We start from the raw sequence: 25,437 nt of genomic DNA, 5'->3' as shown, positions 1-25,437 counted from the left end.
AGTATGGTAGAAAGAGAGAGCTTTTCAAGTAAATTAGGATTTATTTTATCGTGTTTGGGTTCAGCAATAGGATTAGGTAATATTTGGATGTTCCCATGGAGACTTGGTCAATATGGTGGAGCAGCGTTTCTTATTCCATATTTTATTTGTGTATTTACTTTAGGAGTAACTGGATTAGTAGGAGAATTTGGGTTCGGAAGATCTAGAGGAAGTGGATCTTTAAAAGGTATTCAAGAAGTATTTAAGGAAAAAAGATTGAAATTTGGTAAAGCATTTAGTATAATACCTACTCTTGCAGTTTCGGGTATACTTGTATTTTATGCTATAGTTGCAGGATGGGTTTTCAGGTATTTTTATGCTGCATTAAAAGGTTCTTTTAATAATGTAGATATTCCTGAATATTTTAATAGCTTTGCAGGAACACAAGCCAGCATTTTATGGCATTTTATAGCACTACTATTTACAGTATGTATTGTTATAGTAGGTGTAACTAAGGGAATAGAGAGAATAAATAAAATTATTATGCCATCACTTTTTATAATATTTATTATTTTATTAATAAGATCACTTACATTACCAGGTGCTATTGAAGGAGTTAAATACTTATTGATACCAGATTGGTCGTATTTATTAAAACCTATAACTTGGATTATGGCATTAGGGCAAGCGTTTTTCACAGTATCCCTTAATGGAGCTGGAATGGTTGTATATGGAAGTTATTTGAAGAAAGATGTGGATATACCAGCTTCTGCAATGCATGTCGCTGTTTTTGATACAATTTCAGCTTTACTTGCAGCATTTATTATTATGCCAGCAGTATTCTCTTTTGGATTAGATCCTACAGCAGGTCCTTCACTATTATTTATTACTATGCCATTTATATTTAAAGCTATGCCTTTAGGATACATTTTTAGTGTACTGTTTTTCTTAAGTATTATATTTGCAGCTATTTCTTCAGCAATTAATATGCTTGAAGCTAGTTCAGAAGCCATTATGAGCGAGTTTAACCTAACAAGAATTAAGGCAGTTTTAATTATAGCAATAACAGCGTTTCTAATAGCAATTCCAATGGATTTAAGTATGGAGAAGTTTGGGGCATGGGCTGATTTTATTACTATTTACCTTGCACCTTTAGGTTCCATTATTGCATCGGTAGCTTTCTTTTGGATTTATGGCTCAAATAAAGCTAGAAACGACATAAATATAGGTTCAAATAAGCCTTTAGGAGCATGGTTTGAACCAGTGGGAAAATATTTATTTACAGCGGCTAGTATTGTAGTTTTAATACTTGGAGTTATTTATAATGGAATTGGATAATTTTAAAATAGTAATAATTTATATTGATTAAAATTAAATTTTTAAGCTGTGCTTTAAAAGAAAAACTTATTTAAAGCACAGCTTTTATTTTGAAGTTTTTTAAATTTTTTATCTTATAGTAATGATTTTATATCAATTGTAGGGTGATTAGGATAATCTATTACTTCGCCTTCCCAAGTTCTAATTTTCACAGAATCTTTTGCTCTAGATAATAAGTATTGAGGTAATATAGGAGTTTTACCCTTACCATTTGGAGCATTGACTATGTAAGTTGGTATAGCAAGTCCAGAAGTATATCCTCTTAAGTATTCCATAATTTCAATTCCATCATCTATTGAAGTATTAAAGTGTGTTGTGCCAATCACGTGTTTAGCGTGGAAGATATAATAAGGTCTAACTCTACATTTTAATAATTCATGATTTAATAATCTCATTACGTATTTATCATTATTTATTCCATTTAGTAAAACAGCTTGATTTCCAAGAGGTATTCCTGCATTTGCAAGTTTTTCACAAGCAGCTTTAGATTCCTCAGTTATTTCTAATGGATGGTTAAAGTGAGTATTAATGAAAAGTGGGTGATACTTCTTTAATATATTAACTAAATCATCAGTTATTCTTTGAGGCATTGTGACTAATGTTCTTGTACCAAGTCTTATTATTTCAACACTTGGAATAGAACGTAATTCTGAAAGAAGCCAATCAATCATATTATCTGATAAAGCTAATGTATCTCCACCGGTGATTAATACATCTCTAATTTCAGGATTATTTCTAATATATTCTAAAGATTCTTTTAAAATTTCTTTAGATTTATGAGAGTCTACACTACCTATGTTTCTTCTTCTTTGACAGTGTCTGCAATACATAGGACATTCATTTGTAACATTTATTATAAGTCTATCTGGATATCTTCTTGTGATTGAGCCAGCTGGATTAGTAAATTCTTCTGCCATAGGATCCTTTTCACCTTCACCATCAAGTTCTAAACCCGTTGGTATTGATTGAAGTCTTACAGGATTAAACTTATCCTTATCTATTAAGGAAAGATAATAAGGTGAAACAGCCCATCTATAATTTTCACCTACTTTTTTTATGTTTTCAATTTCTTTTTCATCTAAATCTAGTAATTTAGAGAGAGTATCGACATCACTTATTCTATTTTTTAATTGCCATTTCCAATCTTGCCAATCATCTTCGGTAGCTTTGAAAAATTCTAGTATTGTTTCTTTCATTTTAGCAATGTTTTCTTTTTGCTGCACACTAGTTCCTTTTTTGATTAAATCTTTTATGTTAAGATAGTCATCAATTCTGGATTTTAATTCAGCAGCTCTTTTCAATGAAATATCCCTTTTGTTAATGTTATTCAATATATCAGCCTCTTTCTTTATTAGAATTTTTAAAATTTCATATGACTTTATATGGTATATTTACGATGTTTTGATTTGTTATTGATGATAAGTATATATTTGTAGTATAACTAATGGAATTAACCAATATACTTAATCAATATTGAACTGAAACCGTGATACTAAATATGCAAAAAAATAGAAGCATACAAGTATAGAAACAAAAGTGCGAAATCGGAAAGTATAACTTCATATATATATATAGTACAACAAAAAAATGAATAATTCAATGCATTTATCTGAAAGCATTACAAGAATAGATACGCAGGCAAATTCTTGCATAAGATGAAGTTGTATGAGTTTAATAAAAAATTTATGTAGACTTTAGAAAAACTTTAGAAATGCTTTATTTAAAATTTACAATTATGATATAAAATAAAAATATAAAATAATTAGTGTTTTTGGAAATTAGGAATTAAGGAGGTAATAATATGAAAGAAAATAGATTAGTTTGCTATTGGGCTATTACTTTAATTATTATGGGTAGTTTTTTAATGTTTAGCTGGTATAAAGGGATTAATGTGATATAAAATGTAAATAGTTAGTTATTTATAGGAGGAGAAAGAATGAAAAAGAGAGTTTTACTAATAGTTATGACAGTAGTTTTAGCAATGGGTTTAGCTACGGGATGTGGAAAAAGTGAGCCTAAGGCAGGTCAAAATGTTCAACAGGAAAATTATATTCCAGTTAACACAGAGGCAGCTAAGATAGGAATGATATCTAATTCATTTGTAATTAGTGGGAAAATTGTAGCAGATAAAGATACAGTGATTGTACCTAAAATGCCAGGAAAAGTAGAGAATGTAAGTGTAAAAGTAGGAGACAAGGTAAGCATGGGAAATGTTTTGTTTACTTTAGAAAAAACAGATTCTCAAAATAGAGTAGAACAAGCAAAAGTTGGATTGGATTCAGCTTCAGCACAAATAGAGCAGTCTAAATTAGGTGTACAACAATCAGAAATAGGTTTAGATTCAGCAAAAGCAAGTTATGAGGCTTCAAAAGCAAACTATGATTTGAATTATGAAAAAATTCAAAATGCAAAGTTAAATTTAGAAAGAAATAAAAAATTATATGAAGAAGGAATTATTTCAAAAGCACAATATGAACAAGCTGAACTTGCAGCATCAGATAGTTCATTAGATGCATTAAAAGCACAGCTATCTCAGGCACAACAAGGACTTAAACAAGCTGAAAGTTCAATGGCTAATGCGCAAATTGGAATTAAACAAGCTCAAGCAGGATATGATCAAGCACAGGTTGGTCATAATCAAGCAGTACAGGCTTTAAATGATATGACAGTTACATCACCTATACAAGGAATAGTAGCAAGTATAAATATTGAAAAAGGTGAAATAGCTTCAAGTGCACAGCCAGCTGTGACTATTGTTAATATGGACAAAGTATATCTTGAAGTTAATGTAACAGAAAAGTTAATTAATAAATTACAAAAAGGTAGCGAAGTTAAACTAGAGATACCTTCAGCAGGTGAAAGTGAATTTATAGGAAAAATATATACAGTAAGTCCATCAGCAGATTCTAGAACAAATTTATATACTATAAAAGTTGAAATTACTAACAAAGATCATAAAATTAAACCAGGAATGTTTGCAAAGGTTCAATTTAATGCTGATGCTAAAAAAGATGTATTATTAATTAAAAGTGAAGCAGTTACGGTAAATAATGAAAAAAAAGTTATTTATGTTATAAACAATGGAAAGGCTGAAGAAAAAGAAGTAGAAGTAGGATTAGATAATGGTCAATATGTAGAGATAAAAAGTGGAATACAAGCTGGAGATGTGATAATTGTAAAAGGTCAAAACTATGTAGAAAACAATTCAAAAATAAAAGTTATTAAGGATGATAATGAAGAAATTAAACAAGAAAATGATAAAAAAGAAGATGTGAAACAATCCTCAGAGGCAAAAAAGGCTGGAGGCGATAAATAATGAAAATATCTAAGCTTTCAGTTAAAAGACCTGTAACAACAATTATGATGATACTTATTATTATAGTGTTGGGAACAGTATCTTTAAGTAGGTTATCTATTGATTTGCTACCTAAAATAGAAGTACCGGTAGCGGTTGTATCTACAAGTTATCCAAATGTAGGACCAGAAGAAGTAGAAAAACTCGTAACCAAACCAATAGAGCAGGCAGTGGCAACTGTTGAAGGAATTAAAAATGTAAGTTCAATGAATTCAGAAGGAAATTCTGTTGTTATAGCAGAATTTAATTTTGGAACAGATATGGAATTTGCCACACTGCATATGAGAGAAAAAATAGACATGATAAAAGGATATCTTCCAGAAGATACAAATGATCCTATGGTTTTAAAGATAGATCCTAATGCACAAGCTGTTATGATTTTAAGTGTAACCGGATATAAAGAATTATCACAACTTCAAGCTTTTGTAGAAGATAATATTGAGAATAAGCTTGAAAGGTCCGAAGGTGTTGCCTCAGTTAATATAAATGGAGGCGTTGAAGAACAAATAGAGATAAAGATTAATGAAGAAAAATTGCATGGATATGGTATTAGTATAGAGTACATTTCTCAAATACTACGTGGAGAAAACTTGAATTTACCAAGTGGAGAAGTAGATAAAGGGAATCAAGAACTGTTAATAAGAACAGTAGGAGAATTCAAATCAATAGATGATATAAAAGAAGTTCCTATACCACTTAAAACAGGTGGAGTAGTATATTTAAAAGATATATCTACTATAACACGTAATACCAAAGAAATAACTGAAATAGCAACAACTAATGGTAAAAATTGTTTAAGTTTGAGTATAAAAAAACAATCTGATGCCAATACAGTAGAAGTTTCAAAAAACTTAATAAAAGAAATAGAGAAATTAAAAAAAGTTTATCCGAATGTAAAAATAAATATATTAGTTGATCAAGCAGAATATATAAATAAATCAATATCTAATGTTAGCAATACTGCTATACAAGGTGGTATACTTGCAGTTATAGTTTTATTAATATTTTTAAGAAATATAAGAAGTACATTAATAATAGGTACAGCTATACCGGTTTCTATAATAGGAACGTTTGCATTGCTATATTCAAATGATATAACGTTGAATTTAATGACACTTGGTGGATTGGCATTGGGAATTGGTATGTTAGTTGATAACTCTATAGTTGTGCTTGAAAATATTTATAGATTTATACAAGAAGGATATCCAGTAAAACAAGCAGCAATAGAAGGTGCATCCGAGGTTACTATGTCAGTTGTAGCATCTACTCTTACAACTGTAGCAGTATTTCTTCCAATTGCATTTACAAATGGTATTACTGGAATGATGTTTAAAGAATTAGCTATGACAGTTGTATTTTCAATAGTAGCATCATTAGTAGTAGCGCTTACACTTATACCTATGCTTTCGTCAAAGCTTTTAAAAGAAGAACAAATAGTAGAGGGTGTAGACGTAGTAAGGAAAAAAGGACCTTTTGGAAAGATTGCAGATATATTTGAAAGAGGATTCCTTGCTGTAGAGATGAGATATAAAAAGATATTGAACTGGTCATTAGGGCATAGAAAATCTACAGTAATCATAGGAATACTTGTTTTTGTCATAAGTATGGCATCTTTAACTAAAGTGGGTGCTGAATTTTTCCCATCAAATGACATGGGTGAATTTACAATTAATATAAATCTTCCAAATGGAGCAAGTTTAGCTGATACTAATAAAATTGTAGATAAAGTAGAAAAAACATTAAGAAAAGCAGATGAAGTTGATACCATATTTACACAAATAGGTGGAAGTTCAAATGGAATAACAAAGGCTGGTACAAATAAAGCATCTTTAGATGTTAAATTAGTATCGATAAAATCAAGAGACAGAAGTGTAAAAGATATTATGGATCAGACAAGAAAAGAAACAAAAGACATACCAGGAGCAGAAATAAAATTTAGCTCAAATAGTGGAATGGGAATGGGAGCGAGTTCTGCACCAGTTTCTATAGAAATAAAAGGTGATAATTTAGAAACGCTTAGGAAATTAGGTGAACAATTTAAAAAAGTAGTAGCTTCAGTTGAAGGAACAAGACAAGTTGAATCAAGTTTTGGAGATGGAAATCCTGAAGTAAGAATAAAAATAAATAGAAAAAATGCTTCACAATATGGACTTACAGCAGGACAAATAGCAAATCAGGTAAATTCAATAATTTCAGGTAAGAAAGCTACAACATATAAATTAGATAATGGTGATGAAATAGATGTTGTGGTAAAAGGTGATGATATATATAGACAAAGTATATCAAACCTTGAAAATGTTAATGTTGAAACACAAACAGGCATTAATATTCCTTTGAATTTAGTTGCAGATTTGGAAATTAAAAGAGGACCTTCAAGTATAAATAGGGATAGTCAAACAAGATTAGTTACTGTAACATCACAATTATATGGAAGAGATTTAAAAAGTGTTATGAAGGATGTAAATGCTAATATAAGTAAAATTAATATGCCAGAAGGCTATAGCTATAAAATTGGTGGAGAAAATGAAGATATGATGGAAGCTTTTAATGATTTGTTGCTAGCATTAATACTAGCTGTAGTACTAGTATATATGATATTGGCTTCACAATTTGAATCTTTATTAAATCCATTTGTTATTATGTTCTCAGTACCACTAGCAGTAGCAGGAGGAGCATTAGGATTATTTATAACAAGAAGACCTTTATCAGTACCAGCTTTTATAGGAGTTATAGTTCTTGCTGGTATAGTAGTTAATAATGCTATAGTTTTAATAGACTATATAAATATTAGGAGAAGTAAAGGAGAAGGTAGAAAAGAAGCTATTCTTGCTGCAGGGCCAACAAGACTTAGACCTATACTTATGACTGCATCAACAACTATTTTGGGTCTTCTACCTATGGCCTTGGGACTTGGAGAAGGAGGAGAAACTCAAGCACCAATGGCAACAGTAGTAATAGGAGGGCTGTTATTCTCCACCGTATTAACGCTTATATTTATACCTGTAATTTATACTTTGTTTGATGATTTAAGAAATAAAGTAGGAAAGAAAAAAGTAGATAAAAGTTTGGCGGTTTAATTCAAATTGAGTTGACAATTGATAGATGACAGATGAAAGTTAAAGATATTTTGCTAGTGCAAAACTAGAAATCATATAGTAGAAAAACTATTCTTACTTTCAATTGTTATCTGTCAACTGTTATCTATAAAAAAGGGGTAGGTGGTGATTTGATGGCAAAAGATAAACTGATAAAAAAAATAATATCGAGAGTGCTACTCATAGCATTAATAGGGTTACCTGTAATTTCAGGTTATGCATCTACACAGCAAAATAATAAAAAAGTAGTATTAACAAAACAAAAATCTGTTGATATGGCTTTAAATGATAATCATAAAATTTCCAAACTAGATTTTATGATGAATAGTATAGTAAGACAATTTAATAATTCTAAAAAGCTTAGTGATAATATGGATGATATATTAGATGCTATTGACGATTATGAAGAACTTTACAAAAAAAACAAGAAAAATTTAGACAAGATTAAAGAAATAGAAAAAGAACTTGATCAAATTCAAGTGTTAGAGCAAAAACAAAATGAAGGACAAACATTAACACAAGAAGAACAGGAAAAAATAGCTAAAAAATCAGAATTACAGGCAGAAAAGGATAAATTAGAACTTTCACCTAAAGAAGAAGTAGAGCTTGAAACATATCAGAAAATGTTTGGATCAGAACCACCAGATTATACAGAAGAAGAAAAATTTCAAAGATTTATTAAACCAAGAGATTTTACATGGTATGCTCTTCAAGGGGCAATCACACAATTAAAAATGGCGAAAACTTGTACGGAAGAAGCAATAAAATCAGGAGTAGAACAGATTTATGATGGGCTACTTGCTATGGAGGATGGACTTAAGTTTCAGCAAGAACTATATGATACTCAAAATAAAGAATACCACCAGCTTTTAATTAAATTTGAGAACGGACAAGTATCTAAACTTGAAAGAGATGTAGCAGAAATAGAATTGAAAAAATTAGAACTTAGTATAAGTAGTTTTGAAAAACAAGTAGATAACATGAAAATGATATTAAAACAACAATTAGGTTTACAAGCATCGCAAGACGTAGAAATAAAAGAAGAAAGCAAATTTCAGAAAAAACCTTTAAAATATGATTTCTATTTAAATAAAGCACTTAAAGAAAGAGCGGAAATAGAGTCAGCTAAAATAGATTTGGATACAAAACAAAGAGAATTGGATATTACGGATGATTATATAGATGATGATGAAATTGAATGGAAAGAAGTGCATAAAAACCTTACAGAAGCACAGATGAATTTAGATACGGCAATAAAAAGTGTAACGAAGGATACTAGGAAAAAATATATGCATATGTTAGATGCTAAAGAAAATATAGATTTAAAATATAAGAACTTAAAAAATATGGAAAAAATGTGTAAGGATATAAAAGTATATTATGAGCAAGGCATGGCACCTATATCTAAATTATGGGATACAGAAGTTGGATATAATAATGCAAAAGTTGATTATATCAAGGCTATAAGAGATTATAAAAGTGCATTAAATCAGCTGGAAACTGCAAGTGGAATAGGAAGTTCATATTTACCTAAAGGAGGTTCAAGTCGTGAATAAGAAGATTGCATTAATTGTAACAGGGTTTGTATTAACTGGTATGTTAGCTTTAAAGTTTATACCAGCATCAGGAACATCGAATACATCTAATACAGTGGACTTGACAGATATGATTTTATCTACTACAGGAAGAAATTCAGAATTAAATTTAATTAATGAAAAAATTCGTCTTGCAGAAAAAAAATATAGTAGATCTTTAGATGAAAAGAATGAAGATGGAGCTAATGATGTTGAAACAGCTAAAAGAGAAGAAGTTTATCCGATGCAAAAAGAACTAGAAGTAAATAATGTTAAATGGGAAAGAAATAATAAACAAGATGAATTAGTAGCAGATGTAAAAAAGCTATATTACGAAATATTAGTAAAAAATGAAGTTATTAATGTTCAAAAAAGTAAAATAACGAGGGTAAGTAAACAGCTAAAGGATGTAAAAAGACAGATAGAATTAGGCACTATGTCTAAGAATATATTAATAAACTATGAATTAGATTTAGATAAGGCTCAAAATGAATTAAAAAAGATTCAACATGAACAAGAAAGTTTGATGATGGATTTAAATATGAAATCTGGAAATGATGTTAATAATAAACTTGTGTTAAAAGAAGAAGAAATTCCTGAAGTAAAACTAAATGTTAACTTACCAAATATAATAAAAGATTTACAGAAAAATAGTTATGAAGTAAAATCTTTAGAAAAGCAAATAAGGATAAAAGTTCAAGAAAAAAATATAGTAGACTTAAATGCTGATGATGATGTTCCAATAGAAGGAATAAAATATAAAGATGATGTAGTAGAAGATTTAAAAGATGAAATAATTCAGCTAGAATATGACATTGAAGATAAAAAAACAGACTTAGAATTTAAAGCAAGAAATGATTATAATAATATATTGAAAATAAAAGATGATATGGAAAGTAAAAAACTTGATTATGATAAAAATTTAAAATTATTAGATGCAGCTAAAACAAAATATCAAATTGGGCTTACCACAGATAAAGAATATAAAGCTGCAGAGGAAGAGTGCAAAAAAGCTTTATGTGCATATAAACAATCCGAAATAGATTATTATATAGCAGCTGAAAAATTTAAGGATTTTATTCAATAATAAAATCCGTCCCTTCTTTTACTATTAAATATATTAATAAATAGGAGGAACAAATGTCTATAAAAAAACGATTAGGACAATCATATATTGCTATGCTTATAATACCTGTTATTTTAACTTTAATAGTAAATTATATTATGGTTTTTCATTATTTAGGTAGAAGGCCTATGAGATATGAGTCATCAATAAAGGATGTGATGGCGGCAAAAATTTTAATGCAATATATGAATATAGCACGGGAAGTAGATATACAGTTATTAGACAATGCTAAACGCTTGGAAAATATTAACTATCTTCAAAATTTAGATGAAAAATTAAAAGAAATAAATGCAAATGTAGTTATACAAAAAGGTAATGATATTATATATTGTTCTGAAAAACTAAAAAATATTGAGATACAAAAGTATTTACCTGAATTTGGAGCTACCTTTACAGATCAAAAACATTATATAAGCACTCCTAAACGATTTGTTCTTTTACAACAAAAAGATTTTTATTTCAAACAAAATATTAAGGGAAGTTTGTTTGTTATAATGGATTTATCAAGTAATATTAGTATTGTTAAAAAATACGATACTATTTTACATATATCTATGATTATTATATTAGCATTAACTAATGGTATATTAACATTTATAGTATCTAAAAGTATTATAAGACCTATAGAAAAACTAAAAAATGCAGCAAATGATATTAAAAAAGGGACGTTTAATGAAAAAATTAAGTATAATTCAAATGATGAAATAGGGGAATTGTGTATGTCATTTGAAGAAATGCGAAAAAAATTAATGGAAGTATCACAATGCCATATACAATATGAAAAAAATAGAAAAGAACTTATTTCAAATATATCTCATGATTTAAAAACACCTATTACAGCTGTTAAGGGATATGTTGAAGGAATTAAAGATGGAATAGCGGATACTCCAGATAAAATGGATAAATATATAAATACAATATATAATAAAGCTGTTTATATGGATAACCTAATTGATGAATTATTCCTTTTCTCTAAACTTGACTTAAAGAAGGTACCTTTTAAATTTGAAATAATAGATATTAAAGCTTATCTTGAGGATATAATAGATGAGACGAAATTTGAATTGGAAAAGAAAAATATACAGATTCATTTTTATTGTGTTAGCACTAATCTTTTAGAGGTTAGAGGGGATAGAGAAAAACTTAAAAGAGTTATTGTGAATATATTAGGAAATTGTATTAAATATATGAATAAAGAAATACCTCAGATAAATGTAAAGCTTACGGAAGAAAATGAAGATGTTATGGTTCAAATAGAAGATAATGGTCAAGGTATTTCTAAAGAAGCACTTACATTTATATTTGACAGGTTCTATAGAGCTGATCCATCAAGAAATACATCTATTGGTGGAAATGGGCTAGGTCTTGCTATTGCTAAGCAGATAATAGAAGAACATGGAGGACAAATGTGGGCACAGAGTGAAATGAATAAAGGAACTAGTGTATTCTTTAAACTAAAAAAGTATAGTAAAAGAGGCGATGGTGGTGAAAAAAATCTTAATTATTGAGGATGATGTCAGTATTGCTGAACTTGAGAGAGACTATCTGGAAATCAATGGTTTTTTTGTAGATATAGATAACAATGGAAGTTCTGGATTGATTGCTGCAAAAAATAAAGATTACAATTTAATTATTCTTGATTTAATGCTTCCTGGAGTTGATGGTTTTGAGATATGCAGACAAATTCGTGCAGAAAAAGAAGTCCCTATTCTTATGGTTTCGGCAAAAAAAGAAGAGATAGATAAAATTAGAGGATTAGGATTAGGTGCAGATGATTATATTACAAAACCTTTTAGTCCGAGTGAATTAGTTGCAAGAGTTAAAGCACATCTTGTTAGGTATGAGCGTTTGTTGGGAAGTGAAAAACCAAATAAAAACATGATAGAAATTACAGGGTTATGTATAGATAAAACTTCAAGACGAATTTATGTAAATGATAAGGAAGTTGCTTTTACTACAAAAGAATTTGATGTTTTAACACTTTTAGCAAGTAATCCCAATAGAGTATTTACTAAAGAAGAAATATTTGAAAGAATATGGGGCACAGACTCCTTAGGGGGAATTGCTACTGTAACTGTTCATATAAGGAACATAAGAGAAAAAATAGAGTTTGATGCATCAAACCCACAATATATACATACTATTTGGGGAGTAGGGTATAGGTTTGAAAAATTTTAAATAATGTTTGTTTTTAACTTAAAAAAAGTGCGTTGCACTTTTTTTATTATGCATATAAAAATATAAATAAGGTGTATAATTAATGTATAGATATTTTTTAATTAGGGGGCTTTCATATGGGTAAATTAGAATGGGATTTTACCTCAAAGAAAATATCACAGGAAACTATAAATAGAGTACAGGAAAAATTAGGAGTGAAATTTCCAGAAGATTATTTAAAATGTGTAAAGGAGAACAATGGAGGATATCCATCTTTAAACTTATTTGATTTTACAAAAAAAGAAGGAGCGGTTATAAAAGTATTACTTAGTTTTGATTTAAATGAATATGAAAACATACTAGAAGTTTATAAATGGGTTAAAGATAGCTTGCCATCAAAGGTATATCCTTTTGCAGCCGATCCATTTGGTAATTATATTTGCTTTGATTATAGAACAAATAAAGAAGAACCAATAATAGTGTTTTGGGATAATAAAGAAGCTAATAGTGAAAATTGTATAGTGTATATTTGTGATACCTTTACAAAATTTTTATTAAAGCTTTATTAATATTTAAAAGTGTATATATTTTTCACTAAAAATATAATAGTTTAATATTAAAAAATCTTATTATAACCTGATGTTATATTAGAAGAGGTGAGATGAGTGAAATTATTTATTTGGTTGCTAATAATAATTTCAGTAATTATTGTGTTTGTAGTTATTACTAAAAATCCTATGGATGATTCTGGTGAAGAGTTTAATGCTAATATTTTTCCTTTTGAAATAAAGGATCCAAAAGATTGGTATAAATCTAAAGAAAATGAAAAAGAAAAAGATAAAGAGTAAAATAGTATGATTGGAGGAAATTTTTTGCCTGTACAAAAGCTACTTAGTAAAAATCAGAATATTATTAATAAGTGGAAATTGTTCATAAAAGATAAAGAGTTTGATAAAAATGGGATTAGAGATGTTATTGCAGAATCATGGAAAAGAAGTAAAACTTATGGAATAGATCCGTTTGTTAAAAAACTGCCTAATAGACTTTTAAAAAAAGAATTTAAAAAAAGATATGAAGAATTTAAACCTTTATTAGATACTGCAAAGCCTTTTATGGATAGTCTATATAAGTTAGTTAAGGATACACATTTTATAATAAGATTAACGGATAGAGATGGATATGTTTTAGAGCATATAGGTGATGAAAAAGTTGTAAATATGTACTATATGTCAGGATTATATGATGGATATAATGTAAAAGAGGAGATTAATGGAACGAATGCTATAGGTATTGCACTGATTACGGGAAAACCCATACAGGTTTTAGGTGGAGAACATTATATTAAAGAATATCATAATCTAACATCTTCTGCGTGCCCTATAAAAGATAAAAATAGAAGTATTATGGGGGTTTTAAGCATAACAGGAAATTGTGAGCTTGTTCATCCTCATACATTAGGCATGATAGTAGCAGCGGCAGAAGCTATAGAAAAAGAAATGAAACTAGAAGAAAGAAACAAAGAATTAACTATTACCAATGAGAGGATTTTTCAGATTACAGAATCTATTTCAGAAGGTATTATAAGGATTGATAGAATAGGTAATATTATAAGCATGAATAGGTTTGGACGTAAAATACTTGGGTATACTCAGAAAAACATTATTAATAAAAATTTCAGTGAAATTTTATCTCATAATAATCGTAATGAAATTATTGAAGGTATAAGTAAAAGGAAAAAATATACAGAGGAAGAGCTTTATTTTAAAACGAGAAGTGGTAGAAAAAAGACAGTTATTGCGAGTATAATTCCTATTAAATCTGTATACAAAAAAACTTCGGATGATGTAGTTATTACTTTTGTAGAAGCTAAATCGATACATAGTTTGGTAAATAAAATAGTTGGTGCAAATGCTAAGTTTACTTTTGATGATATTCTAGGAAATAGTAAAAGTATTGAAAATGCTGTAAAGCTAGCTCGGATTTCAGCTAATACAGATACTACTATACTTTTACAAGGTGAAAGTGGTACAGGCAAGGAAATGTTTGCACAGGCAATTCATAATGAGAGTGATAGAAAAGACTATCCATTTGTATTTTTAAATTGTGGGGCTATACCTAGAGAATTGGTTTCAAGTGAGCTTTTTGGTTATATAGAGGGGGCCTTTACAGGAGCAAAAAGAGGTGGACATCCAGGAAAGTTTGAATTAGCAGATGGAGGTACCATTTTTCTTGATGAAATTGGAGATATGCCTCTTGACGCTCAAGTTAGTTTGCTTAGAGTACTTGAAGATAGAAAAATAGTTAGAGTTGGAGGACATGAGGTTATTCCAATCGATGTAAGTGTTATTGCAGCTACCAACAAGGATTTAAGTAAAGAAGTAGAATTGGGTAATTTTAGAAGAGATTTATTTTATAGAATAAATGTTATGCAAATATATACACCTTCTTTAAGAGAAAGAAAAGAAGATATAAAAATATTTATTGACCATTTTGTGGAAAAATTTAGCAGAGAAACAGGAAGAAATATAAAAAATATTGAACCAAGTTTTTATAATGGTATGGGTAACTATAATTGGCCTGGTAATGTTAGAGAATTACAGAATGTTATGCAAACTGTAGTAAATATGGCTGTTGATAGTATGGTATTAACTGATAAAAATATACCTAGTTATATAAAACCAACTATAAGTATAGAGGATATTAAGCAAGAAAAAAAATTGTTTACTTTAGATGAACTAGAAAAAATTGCTATTGAAAGAACAATAAGAGAATCTAATAAAAATATAGCGGCAGCTGCTAAAATATTGGGAATTGGCAGAAGTACAATGTATAGGAAAATGAAAAAATATGGCATAGAATATGATTAAATCAGTCTATATGTGCCATAATGAAACGCACGTTTCATTATGGCACATGAAACTTGTCAAAAGTCAGACCAGTGTTTCAAAATGAAACACTAAAAAAGATTACAAAAAAAATTTGTAATCTTTTTTTTGTTTCATAAAAAAAAGATGTTTTGTACATGGCTAAAATAAAGAGATAGGGGAAACATACTTATATTTAAATTATTTTTGGCATAAACTTTGCTATATAAGGTTGTGATAACAAGAAAAGGAGGTATTATATATGATATTTAAAGTTATTATATTATATGTATTATTTTGGACTGTTTTATCAGGAAATGTAAATATAGAAACAGTAACAATAGGAGTATTATTAAGCTTAATGATAGCTATTTTTAATACAGAATTAATACATTCTAGTGATATAAAAGGGAAGTTTTCCATTAGTAAATTGAAATATTGGATTGTTTATATTGGAGTATTGATAAAAGAAATTTTTATAGCGAACTTTAAGGTTGCCAAGATTGTGTTAAGTACAAAAATGGAAATATCTCCACAAATAGTTAAATTTAAAACTAAATTAAAATCTGAGTTTTGTAGAACGATTCTTGCTAATTCTATTACACTGACACCAGGAACAATTACTGTTTTGATGGAAAATGATGAACTTGTTGTTCATTGTTTAAAATCAGAATATAAAGAAGACTTACTAGATTCTAAATTTGAAAAAATTTTATTGAAAGTAGAGGGATAAAGGTATTATGACAAAATTATTAGTTTTTGCCACCTTGTTTTTGGCAGTAACTATCATATTATGTTTGTTTAGAGCTATTAAAGGACCGGGTGCTGCCAACCGTCTTGTAGCTATAAATGTTATAGGAACTAAAACAATAATTCTAATTCTCATTGTATCATTTTTAATACATGAAACGTATTTCATTGATGTGGCAATAGTATATGCGTTAATTAGTTTTATTGCTTCCATTGTTATATCTAACTTTATCATGAAGTCAGGAGGGAAAAATAAGTGAAAACGATTATAACAGGAATTTTCCTTTGTGGTGGATTATTCTTTTTCATGGTTGGAACAATAGGAATATTAAGATTTCCGGATTTGTTCACAAGATCACATGGTGCAGCAAAATGTGATACTTTAGGTGCAATTTTATCTTTAATAGCATTAATTATATATAATGGGTTTAATATTGTCAGTTTAAAAATGTTAATTATTATAGTTTTTTTATGGACTACTAATCCTACAGCTACTCATTTAATTACTAAAGCAGAATATAAAATTAAGAATTTAGAAAAATCTGATGTTGGAGTGAGTAAAGATGAAGTTATTTAGTATTATTATGCTTTTGATTTTGATAGGGGCTTCTATAGCAGTGTCTTTTATAAGAAACTTATTAGGAGCAGTAATTGTATTTATGGTATATAGCTTGATAATGGCCATTTTATGGCAGCAGCTAAATGCTCCTGATGTTGCAATTACAGAGGCAGCTGTGGGAGCAGGAATTACCACGGTTTTATTCATACTTACATTAAAAAGAATTAAAGGGGTAAAAAAATGAGAAAAATAGTTGCTTTTTTAGTTACATTAAGTTTAATTTTAATTTTACTTCTAGGAGTTAATGAACTTCCTAAGTTTGGTAGTCCAGATACACCAGCAAATAATGAGGTAGCGCAATATTATATAGAAAATACAGTAAAAGATACTGGAGCTACTAATATTATAACAGGTGTTATATTAGACTATCGTGCCTTTGATACTTTTGTTGAAGCAAGTGTTTTATTCACCTCAGCGGTTACAGTGCTGATTGTCTTAAAAAAGGATAAAGAGAAAGTTAAATAAATACTAATAGGAGTGATTTTATGAAAGATACTCTTTTAAAAGAGATAAGCAAAATAGTTATTCCTTTTACACAGATATTTGGTATATATGTTATTTTCCATGGACATTTAAGTCCAGGAGGTGGTTTTGCAGGAGGAACTATTATCGGAGCTAGTTTAATACTGTATAGAATTGCATATGGAAAAGATAAGGCTCAGGAAAAATTTGAATATAGAAAATTAATAATATTTATTTGTAGTTCAATAATGTTATATGGAATGCTTAAAGGTTATAGTTTTGTTTCAGGGGGAAGTCACTTGCACTGGCCGCAACCTCCACTAGGTACACCAGGAAAAATATTAAGTGGTGGATTTTTGTTGCCATTAAATATTTTGGTAGGTGCTATTGTAGCAATAACAATGTATGTTTTTTACAGCTTATTTAATGAAGGGGAAGTATAGATATGGAAGGATTAATAACAAATTATTATGAAGTAGCTTCAGTTATTCTGTTTGGAATAGGATTTGCTATGTTGCTGTTACATAATAATTTGATTAAAAAGATTATTGGCATGAATATTATGGATACAGCAGTATTTTTGTTTTTCATTGCAAAAGGATATATAGAAGGAAGAGAAGCACCCATTATCGTCAATGGCTATAAAGGTGTTGAAGGATATATAAATCCAATTCCTACATCGCTTATGTTAACAGGTATTGTAGTTGCAGTTAGTACAACAGCTTTTGCGCTTGCATTAACAATTAAGATAAACGAAGCATATGGAACTATTGAATTGGATGAAATTATTAAAATGATGAAGGAGAGGTAGAGTGTTGATTATTAAGAGTTTTCCGTTATTGGTAATCTTGATTTTGTTTGTAACTTCTTTTGTTATGCCAATAATAAATAAAAAAAGCACTGTAAAAGCAATAAGCTTTGTTTCTATAATATGTTCGATGATTCTTTCAATCATAAACATGAATTATGTTATAAATAATGGAAGCTATATATATAGAGTAGGTCATTTCGATGCGCCATGGGGAATTGAATTTCATATAGGTATAATTGAAGTTATAATGGGAGTTTTATTTACTTTTGTAGCAGCGATGATTATTTGGTATTCAATTTACAGTATTGATAAAGAAATAAAAGAAGATAAAATTCCGTTATATTATTTAATGATTAATATTATAATGGGATCTTTATTAGGCATTACTTATACAAATGATATATTTAATAGTTATGTGTTTATAGAAATAAGTACTCTTGCTTCTTGTGGAATTGTAGTAATTAAGACTAAAAGAGATAATTTAAAAGCAGCTTTAAAATATTTAATTATGAGTTGTTTGGGTTCAGGACTTGTTCTTATGGGAATAGCTTTCTTATATTCAATGACAGGACATTTAAACATGAGATTTATTCATGGGGAATTAATGAAAAGTTATAGTAATTATCCTAATGCTATATTAATTACGTTGGGGTTATTCACGGTAGGATTAGGAGTAAAAAGTGCAATGTTTCCCCTACATACATGGCTTCCAGATGCGCATGCAAGTGCTCCAGCTCCATCAAGTGCGATATTATCATCTTTAGTTTTAAAAGCATTTATTTTACTTTTAATTAAGGTGTTATATAGAGTTTTTGGAATTGATATCATAAGGCAATTTCACATACTAGATATTATAATGATATTAGGTAGTATAGGTATGATTATGGGTTCTGTATATGCTATATTCCAAAAGAATATAAAAAAAGTAATAGCTTATTCAAGTGTGGCACAGGTAGGATATATTTTTTTAGGGATAGGAATGGGAACAAAATTGGGACTTACAATGGCAATCTTTCATATGGTAGGTCATGCAGTTACTAAATCAGCATTGTTCTTATCAGCTGGCTCTATGATTGAAAAAACAGGTTACAAAAAGCTAAAAGAATTAAAAGGAATTGGTAAAGAAATGCCAGTTACATTAGGGCTTTTTGCATTAGGAGCATTATCTATGGTTGGGATACCTATATTACCAGGGTTTATAAGTAAATGGTATTTAGCACTAGCAAGCATAGAAATTAATAGAATGGGCTTAATTGTAATTATACTAGCAAGTAGTTTGTTAAATGTAGCATATTACTTTCCTATTATTATAAATGGATTTTTTGGTGAAGAAAATCTTAAAGATAAAGTTTATAAGTCAAAAAGTAAGCCGTTGAGAGAAGAAATTCCAGTTATTGCTTTGATAGCGGCAATGATTTATGTAGGTGCTGCGTCAAAATGGATAATATCATTAATAAAATTAGGCTTAGGATAGGGGAGAGTTTATGTTGAATAATGTAATGATTGTACTTCCAATTGTATTTCCGTTTGTTTTAGCGGCAATAATAGCTATAACAAAATTTGAGAAAGATAAAGAAAGAAATTTGTTTGTTGGTACTGGAGTTATTTTCAATTTTATTTTAACAGTATATGTTTTTCATTCTGTTAAATATGGAGAAATTCATTTATTGAAGTTCAATAACTTTTTAGATATTTACTTAAAAATAGATAAATTAGGAGTATTGTTTTCTTTATTAGTATCGATATTATGGATATTTACTGCTTTCTATTCAATGGAATATATGAAACATGAAGGTGGAGAAAATAGATTTTTTGCATTTTTTACTTTTACTTTAGGTATAACGTTGGGAATAGGGTTTTCAGGAAATCTTATTACACTATATGTTTTTTATGAATTTCTTACTTTAGCAACTTTTCCTTTAGTTATTCATAGTGGAACTAAGCAGGCACTTCAAAGTGGGAAAAAATATCTTATTTATTCCTTTGGTGGAGCAACTCTTGTTTTATTAGGTATGCTGTTATTATTTAGTATTACCAATAATCTTAATTTTGTTCCTCGTGGAATATTATCAGGAATTTATCAAGATAATATAAAGCTATGTTTGGGTATTTATATAGCTATGTTTATAGGGTTTGGAGTGAAGGCTGCATTGGTTCCATTTCATTCATGGTTACCAGCAGCTATGGTTGCGCCTACTCCTGTTAGCTCACTTCTGCATGCTGTAGCAGTTGTGAAATCTGGTGTATTTGCACTTATTAGAATGAACTTCTTTGTATTTGGAGCTGACGCTGTAAAAGCAACAAAAGGAAATGTTTATATGAGCATTTTGGTTGGAATCACTATATTACTAGGATCACTTTTAGCATTAAATCAACAAAATTTGAAAAAGAGATTAGCTTATTCAACAATTAGCCAATTAGGATATATAATGTTAGGAATAATACTTTTAAATGAAGAGGCTTTGGTTGGCGGTCTTTTGCACTTAATTAATCATGCAGTCATAAAAATAACGCTGTTTTTCTGTGTAGGGACTATTATGTACACCACACATAAAACAGAAATTAGTCAGATAAAGGGAATTGGTAAAAAAATGCCAGTTACAATGTGGTGCTTTGCAATTGCATCTGTATCGCTTATAGGTATTCCACCAACAAATGGATTTGTAAGTAAGTGGTATTTAGCATTAGGGGGATTAGCAGAAGGAAAAGCACTTTTTGTAGCAATATTACTTTTAAGTGCATTATTAACAGCTTTGTATCTATTACCAATTGTAGCAGTTGCATTTTTTAAAAAAGAAGAAGGGGAAGAAGTGGTTAAAATAGAGGAAGCACCAATGAAGATGCTTGTTCCCATAGTTTCAATAACTGTGATAACGGTTTTATTAGGATTATTTCCAAATCCAGTTCTTGAGTTTATACAAGAAATTGTTGCAGATTTGTTATAAAGGAGGGGGAGTTACTGTGATCAATCCTAAGAATTTATTATTATTTATTTTAGTTTTCCCGTTGATAGGAGCTTTTATAGGATTTGTTTTAGGAATAAAGAATGAAAAACATAGAAATATTTTTAATATTATAATGACTGGAATTATTTTTGGAATTGTAACATTCTTATATAAATATGTTACAGTACAAACAATACAGATATGGATTCCTGATATTATGGGAATAGGACTTCATTTAAAATTAGATATGTTCAGATACATTTTCGTTTGGATTACTGCGTTTATATGGTTTTTAACAACAATTTATTCTACTCAATATTTAATAAATTATAAAAACAGAAATAGATATTACTTGTTTTTTATGCTTACTTTAGCAAGTACAATAGGTATTTTTATATCAGAAAACTTATTAAACTTATTTACGTTCTTTGAAATAATGTCGTTAGCATCATATGTGTTGATTATTAATGATGAGGATGATTATTCCCAACAAGCTGGGCAAACATATATATCAATGGCGGTTGCTGGTGGGTTGATTCTTCTTATGGGATTATTCCTTCTATATGATTATACTAAGACATTAGAAATTTCAGAATTACAAGTAGCAGTACAGGGGATAGGAAATATAAAATATGTAATAAGTGCGCTTATTATAGCAGGCTTTGGAGTGAAAGCGGGGATGGTACCACTCCATACTTGGTTGCCAAAAGCGTATCCAGCTGCCCCTACTCCAGCCACTATTATTTTGTCTGCAATACTTGCTAAGACAGGTATATTTGGAATTTTAATTACAACAGAAGTAATAATGGGCGGAGATTTAATTGTTTCTACTGTAATTATAGTTCTTGGATTTATGAACATGTTTATAGGCGGATTATTGGCTATATGTCAAAGAAATATAAAACGAATTCTTGCTTACAGTAGTATGAGCCAGATTGGATATATTATTGTTGGTATAGGGCTTGCTGGAATGTTAAAAGAGCATAAAGCAATAGCTATTTACGGAACCTTATATCATGTAGTAAACCATGCTATTTTTAAAGGATTGCTATTTATGGGAGCAGGAGTTATTTATACGGTTTTACATGAACTTAGTATAAATAAAATCGGCGGTTTTGGAAGACATAAAAAAATATTAAAGGTTATGATGTTTATTGGTTTGTGTTCAATAATTGGAATGCCAGGATTTAATGGCTTTGCAAGTAAAACGTTATTACATGAAGCCTTAAGTGAAGCACATCATATATATGGTGGTATATGGTTTTCTATTGCAGAAATAGTATTTACTATCAGTAGCAGTTTTACGGTTGCTTATTTGTTAAAGATATTCTTTGCTGTTTTTGTAGAAAAAAGTAATCACAATATTAAAAATGAAAAAGTAAAAATTACTAAAAGAGCAATTCTACCAATGGCAATATTATCGTTAACTACAATTTATATTGGCATTAAACCAGATGCATTTTTGCATATATTTGATGGAGCATTAAAACCTTTTGGAGAATTTCATTATATAGAATCAAATTTTTATTCAGTTGGACATATCAAATCGTCAATACTCATAATTTTACTTGGAGTTTTAGTATACATTTTTGCTGTTAGAAGATATTTAAGAAAAGGAAGTGGAATAAACTGGTGGTATGAAAATCCTGCATTAAATTGGTTGGGATTAGAAAAAAACATATATGTACCAGTAGGAAAAGCAATATTTTATATTAGTTCAGTTATATTAAATGTTATTGATGTAGGGTTAGTTAAAATATTTGAATCCTTTAATAATGCATTGAGAGAATTAAGTAGAGTTGAAGTGGATTGCCAAAAATCTATTGTAGGTAAATTTACAGATGTGTTAGCTGTGATAGCTAAATTTGATGAGAAAAATTATGATGAAGATGTATCCGAAAACAGTAGTGAAGAAATGAGAAGTATAAAGGATGAAGTTGGTCAATTAAGTCAAATGGCGAATAGTATAACTTATTCTATATTTACTTTTGGAATTGTTCTTGTAATATGTTTGTTTGTTATGATTAACTAAAATATGTAAAATTAAATTATTTATAAGTTAAAGTAATAAAGTACCATATATGATGGGATTATAATGTTAGAAATAATACTTTTAAATAAAAACGCTTTGGTTGGAGGATTTCTGCATTTAATTAACCATGCAGTTATAAAAATAACCCTATACTTCTGTGTAGGAACTATTATGTACACCACACATAAAACAGAAATTAGTGAGATAAAAGAAATTGCTGTAGATTTATTATAAAAGAAGGGGGCGTTATTGTGATGAATCCAAAAAATTTATTATTATTTATTTTAGTTTTTCCGCTGATAGGAGCTTTTATAGGATTTGTTTTGGGGATAAAGAGTGAAAAATATAGAGATATTTTTAATATTATAATGACTGGAAGTGTTCTGGGAATTGTAACGCTTTTATATAAGTATGTTGCAGTGCAAACAATTCAGATATGGATTCCAGATATTATGGGAGTAGGACTTTATTTAAAATTAGATATTTTTAGATATATTTTTGTTTGGGTTACTACGTTTGTATGGTTTTTGACAACGATTTATTCTACTCAGTATTTAACAAGTTATAAGAATAGAAATAGATACTACTTGTTCTTTATGATTACATTATCAAGTACAATTGGTATTTTTATATCAGAAAACTTATTAAATCTATTTACTTTCTTTGAAATTATGTCTTTAGCATCATATGTGTTGGTTATTCATGATGAGGATGATTATTCTCATGAAGCTGGGCAAACATATATATCAATGGCAGTTGGCGGAAGTTTAATTCTTCTTATGGGATTGTTTCTTTTATATGAATATACTAATACATTAGAAATTTCAAAATTACAAGTAGCTGTACAGAATATAGGAAATATAAAATATTTAATAAGCATGTTTATTATAGCGGGGTTTGGAGTAAAAGCAGGTATGGTTCCTTTTCATATATGGTTACCTAAAGCACATCCGGCTGCTCCTGCTCCTGCAAGTGCAATTTTATCTGGTATACTCGTAAAAACAGGTATATTTGGAATTTTGATTACAGCACAAATGATAATGAACGGAGATTTAATTGTTTCTACTGCAATTATGATTTTAGGATTTATCAATATGTTTATAGGTGGATTATTAGCTATATATCAAAGGAATATAAAACGAATTCTTGCTTATAGCAGTATGAGTCAGGTTGGATATATTCTTGTTGGTATAGGTCTTATGGGAATACTAAAAGGACACAAAGCAATAGCTATTTATGGAACATTGTATCATATAGCTAATCATGCAATTTTCAAAACATTGTTATTTATGGTAGCAGGAGTTATTTATATGGTATTGCATGAACTTAGTATAAATAAAATTGGGGGCTTTGGAAGAAATAAAAAGGCATTAAAGCTTGTGTTTTTTATAGGCTTATGTGCAATAATTGGAATGCCAGGATTTAATGGGTTTGCAAGTAAAACATTATTACATGAAGCGTTGAGTGAAGCACATCATATATATGGGGGCATATGGTTTACTATTGCAGAAGTTATATTTACTGTAAGTAGCAGTTTTACAATTGCTTATCTATTGAAAATATTCTTTGCTGTTTTCATAGAAGAAAGTAATCATGATATTAAAAATGAAAAAATGAAAATTACTAAAAAAGCGATTTTACCAATGGCGATATTATCTTTAGCTATAATTTATATTGGTATTAAACCAAATATGTTTTTGAATATATTTGATGGAGCATTGAAACCTTTTGGAGAATTTCATCATATAGAAACTGATTTTTATTCGTTTAAAAATATTAAATCTTCATTATTTACAATTTCGCTTGGGGTTTTAATGTATATTGGAGTTGTAAGAAGATATTTAAGAAAAGGAAGTGGAATGAACTGGTGGTATGAAAATTCTGCATTAAATTGGTTTAGTTTAGAAAAAAGAATATATATACCAGTAGGTAAATCAGTATTTTATATTAGTTCGGTGATATTAAACATTATTGATGTAGGTTTAGTTAAAACAGTTGAATTCTTTAATAATGCATTGAGAGAATTAAGCAGAGTTGAAGTAGATTGCCAAAAATCTATTGTAGGTAAATTTACAGATGTATTAGCTGTGGTAGCTAAATTTGATAAGAAAAATTATGATGAAAATGTATCCGAAAGCAGTAGCCAAGGAATGAGAAGTATAAAGGATCAAGTTGGTCAACTAATTGAAATGGCTAGTAGTATAACATATTCTATATTTATTTTTGGAATTGTTCTTGTAATATGTTTGTTTGTTATGATTAACTAAAAAATATATATTATTAGATAAGGG

At 28.9% G+C, this 25,437-nt stretch carries 23 protein-coding genes; 22 read left to right on the top strand and 1 reads right to left on the bottom strand.

The window, feature by feature from the left end; genetic code table 11:
* The first annotated feature begins 3 nt into the window (after positions 1-3).
* Entirely contained in the window at positions 4-1,317 is a 1,314-nt protein-coding gene (locus OW763_RS12910) for a sodium-dependent transporter (protein ID WP_268041561.1), read from the top strand.
* Between the two features lie 113 nt (positions 1,318-1,430).
* On the opposite strand, the gene eam is transcribed toward OW763_RS12910, so the two are convergent.
* Positions 1,431-2,690 carry a glutamate 2,3-aminomutase gene (gene eam / locus OW763_RS12905; RefSeq protein ID WP_336296898.1) on the bottom strand — a complete coding sequence of 420 codons (1,260 nt, stop codon included), beginning with the start codon at positions 2,688-2,690 and terminating at the stop codon, positions 1,431-1,433.
* A 602-nt stretch (positions 2,691-3,292) separates the two neighbouring features.
* Between eam and OW763_RS12900 the strand changes: the two genes are divergently transcribed.
* The 21 genes from OW763_RS12900 (at position 3,293) to OW763_RS12800 (ending at position 25,413) form a co-directional block, all read left to right on the top strand.
* Positions 3,293-4,672 carry an efflux RND transporter periplasmic adaptor subunit gene (locus OW763_RS12900; RefSeq protein WP_268041560.1) on the top strand — a complete coding sequence of 460 codons (1,380 nt, stop codon included), beginning with the start codon at positions 3,293-3,295 and terminating at the stop codon, positions 4,670-4,672.
* Positions 4,672-7,788, top strand: a complete 3,117-nt coding sequence (locus OW763_RS12895) for an efflux RND transporter permease subunit (RefSeq protein WP_268041559.1) — start codon at positions 4,672-4,674, stop codon at positions 7,786-7,788. Before OW763_RS12900 ends, OW763_RS12895 begins: the two co-directional genes overlap by 1 nt.
* A 152-nt stretch (positions 7,789-7,940) precedes the next feature.
* A complete protein-coding gene (locus OW763_RS12890) occupies positions 7,941-9,362 on the top strand; it encodes a TolC family protein (RefSeq protein WP_268041558.1) in 1,422 nt (473 codons plus the stop codon).
* Positions 9,355-10,467: a TolC family protein gene (locus OW763_RS12885; RefSeq protein WP_268041557.1), complete on the top strand. Its 1,113-nt coding sequence runs from the start codon at positions 9,355-9,357 to the stop codon at positions 10,465-10,467. Before OW763_RS12890 ends, OW763_RS12885 begins: the two co-directional genes overlap by 8 nt.
* A gap of 53 nt (positions 10,468-10,520) precedes the next feature.
* Positions 10,521-12,014, top strand: coding sequence for a HAMP domain-containing sensor histidine kinase (locus tag OW763_RS12880; RefSeq protein WP_268041556.1), 1,494 nt, complete (start codon positions 10,521-10,523; stop codon positions 12,012-12,014).
* The gene (locus tag OW763_RS12875) at positions 11,992-12,684 is read left to right on the top strand and encodes a response regulator transcription factor (RefSeq protein WP_268041555.1); all 693 of its coding nucleotides are present in this window, start codon (positions 11,992-11,994) and stop codon (positions 12,682-12,684) included. Before OW763_RS12880 ends, OW763_RS12875 begins: the two co-directional genes overlap by 23 nt.
* 116 nt (positions 12,685-12,800) lie before the next feature.
* A complete protein-coding gene (locus tag OW763_RS12870) occupies positions 12,801-13,232 on the top strand; it encodes an SMI1/KNR4 family protein (protein WP_268041554.1) in 432 nt (143 codons plus the stop codon).
* A gap of 96 nt (positions 13,233-13,328) precedes the next feature.
* A complete protein-coding gene (locus tag OW763_RS12865) occupies positions 13,329-13,511 on the top strand; it encodes a hypothetical protein (protein ID WP_268041553.1) in 183 nt (60 codons plus the stop codon).
* A 24-nt stretch (positions 13,512-13,535) separates the two neighbouring features.
* Entirely contained in the window at positions 13,536-15,530 is a 1,995-nt protein-coding gene (locus OW763_RS12860; RefSeq protein WP_268041552.1) for a sigma-54-dependent Fis family transcriptional regulator, read from the top strand.
* A gap of 259 nt (positions 15,531-15,789) precedes the next feature.
* Positions 15,790-16,260, top strand: a complete 471-nt coding sequence (locus tag OW763_RS12855; RefSeq protein ID WP_268041551.1) for a Na+/H+ antiporter subunit E — start codon at positions 15,790-15,792, stop codon at positions 16,258-16,260.
* 7 nt (positions 16,261-16,267) lie between these two features.
* A complete protein-coding gene (locus OW763_RS12850; protein WP_268041550.1) occupies positions 16,268-16,537 on the top strand; it encodes an MrpF/PhaF family protein in 270 nt (89 codons plus the stop codon).
* On the top strand, positions 16,534-16,854 hold the full coding sequence (mnhG, locus tag OW763_RS12845) for a monovalent cation/H(+) antiporter subunit G (RefSeq protein ID WP_268041549.1): 321 nt from the start codon (positions 16,534-16,536) through the stop codon (positions 16,852-16,854). Before OW763_RS12850 ends, mnhG begins: the two co-directional genes overlap by 4 nt.
* Complete coding sequence (locus tag OW763_RS12840) at positions 16,841-17,080, top strand: hydrogenase subunit MbhD domain-containing protein (RefSeq protein ID WP_268041548.1); 240 nt, start codon at positions 16,841-16,843, stop codon at positions 17,078-17,080. Before mnhG ends, OW763_RS12840 begins: the two co-directional genes overlap by 14 nt.
* On the top strand, positions 17,077-17,361 hold the full coding sequence (gene mbhE, locus OW763_RS12835; RefSeq protein ID WP_268041547.1) for a hydrogen gas-evolving membrane-bound hydrogenase subunit E: 285 nt from the start codon (positions 17,077-17,079) through the stop codon (positions 17,359-17,361). The genes OW763_RS12840 and mbhE overlap by 4 nt, the downstream gene beginning before the upstream one ends.
* Positions 17,362-17,381: 20 nt before the next feature.
* Positions 17,382-17,801, top strand: a complete 420-nt coding sequence (locus OW763_RS12830) for an MnhB domain-containing protein (protein ID WP_268041546.1) — start codon at positions 17,382-17,384, stop codon at positions 17,799-17,801.
* Between the two features lie 2 nt (positions 17,802-17,803).
* Positions 17,804-18,169: a sodium:proton antiporter gene (locus tag OW763_RS12825; protein ID WP_268041545.1), complete on the top strand. Its 366-nt coding sequence runs from the start codon at positions 17,804-17,806 to the stop codon at positions 18,167-18,169.
* A gap of 1 nt (position 18,170) precedes the next feature.
* Positions 18,171-19,643: a complex I subunit 5 family protein gene (locus OW763_RS12820; RefSeq protein ID WP_268041544.1), complete on the top strand. Its 1,473-nt coding sequence runs from the start codon at positions 18,171-18,173 to the stop codon at positions 19,641-19,643.
* Between the two features lie 10 nt (positions 19,644-19,653).
* On the top strand, positions 19,654-21,114 hold the full coding sequence (locus OW763_RS12815) for a proton-conducting transporter transmembrane domain-containing protein (RefSeq protein WP_268041543.1): 1,461 nt from the start codon (positions 19,654-19,656) through the stop codon (positions 21,112-21,114).
* A gap of 16 nt (positions 21,115-21,130) precedes the next feature.
* A complete protein-coding gene (locus OW763_RS12810) occupies positions 21,131-23,146 on the top strand; it encodes a complex I subunit 5 family protein (protein ID WP_268041542.1) in 2,016 nt (671 codons plus the stop codon).
* A 63-nt stretch (positions 23,147-23,209) separates the two neighbouring features.
* Positions 23,210-23,380, top strand: a complete 171-nt coding sequence (locus tag OW763_RS12805) for a hypothetical protein (protein ID WP_268041541.1) — start codon at positions 23,210-23,212, stop codon at positions 23,378-23,380.
* Positions 23,381-23,400: 20 nt separating this feature from the next.
* On the top strand, positions 23,401-25,413 hold the full coding sequence (locus tag OW763_RS12800) for a complex I subunit 5 family protein (RefSeq protein ID WP_268041697.1): 2,013 nt from the start codon (positions 23,401-23,403) through the stop codon (positions 25,411-25,413).
* Positions 25,414-25,437 lie beyond the last annotated feature (24 nt).

The organism is Clostridium aestuarii (assembly GCF_026735135.1).
Taxonomy (GTDB): domain Bacteria; phylum Bacillota; class Clostridia; order Clostridiales; family Clostridiaceae; genus Clostridium_H; species Clostridium_H aestuarii.
The sequence above is the reverse complement of the archived record's forward strand: the minus strand, read 5'-3'. Positions and strand labels throughout refer to the sequence as shown.

Bases quoted from the DNA above. Each gene is read 5' to 3' on its own strand.
- OW763_RS12910 (WP_268041561.1), top strand. From the start codon at position 4: ATGGTAGAAAGAGAGAGCTTTTCAAGTAAATTAGGATTTATTTTATCG.
- OW763_RS12900 (WP_268041560.1), top strand. From the start codon at position 3,293: ATGAAAAAGAGAGTTTTACTAATAGTTATGACAGTAGTTTTAGCAATG.
- OW763_RS12895 (WP_268041559.1), top strand. From the start codon at position 4,672: ATGAAAATATCTAAGCTTTCAGTTAAAAGACCTGTAACAACAATTATG.
- OW763_RS12890 (WP_268041558.1), top strand. From the start codon at position 7,941: ATGGCAAAAGATAAACTGATAAAAAAAATAATATCGAGAGTGCTACTC.
- OW763_RS12880 (WP_268041556.1), top strand. From the start codon at position 10,521: ATGTCTATAAAAAAACGATTAGGACAATCATATATTGCTATGCTTATA.
- OW763_RS12870 (WP_268041554.1), top strand. From the start codon at position 12,801: ATGGGTAAATTAGAATGGGATTTTACCTCAAAGAAAATATCACAGGAA.
- OW763_RS12855 (WP_268041551.1), top strand. From the start codon at position 15,790: ATGATATTTAAAGTTATTATATTATATGTATTATTTTGGACTGTTTTA.
- OW763_RS12850 (WP_268041550.1), top strand. From the start codon at position 16,268: ATGACAAAATTATTAGTTTTTGCCACCTTGTTTTTGGCAGTAACTATC.
- OW763_RS12840 (WP_268041548.1), top strand. From the start codon at position 16,841: ATGAAGTTATTTAGTATTATTATGCTTTTGATTTTGATAGGGGCTTCT.
- mbhE (WP_268041547.1), top strand. From the start codon at position 17,077: ATGAGAAAAATAGTTGCTTTTTTAGTTACATTAAGTTTAATTTTAATT.
- OW763_RS12830 (WP_268041546.1), top strand. From the start codon at position 17,382: ATGAAAGATACTCTTTTAAAAGAGATAAGCAAAATAGTTATTCCTTTT.
- OW763_RS12825 (WP_268041545.1), top strand. From the start codon at position 17,804: ATGGAAGGATTAATAACAAATTATTATGAAGTAGCTTCAGTTATTCTG.
- OW763_RS12815 (WP_268041543.1), top strand. From the start codon at position 19,654: ATGTTGAATAATGTAATGATTGTACTTCCAATTGTATTTCCGTTTGTT.
- OW763_RS12805 (WP_268041541.1), top strand. From the start codon at position 23,210: ATGTTAGAAATAATACTTTTAAATAAAAACGCTTTGGTTGGAGGATTT.
- OW763_RS12800 (WP_268041697.1), top strand. From the start codon at position 23,401: ATGAATCCAAAAAATTTATTATTATTTATTTTAGTTTTTCCGCTGATA.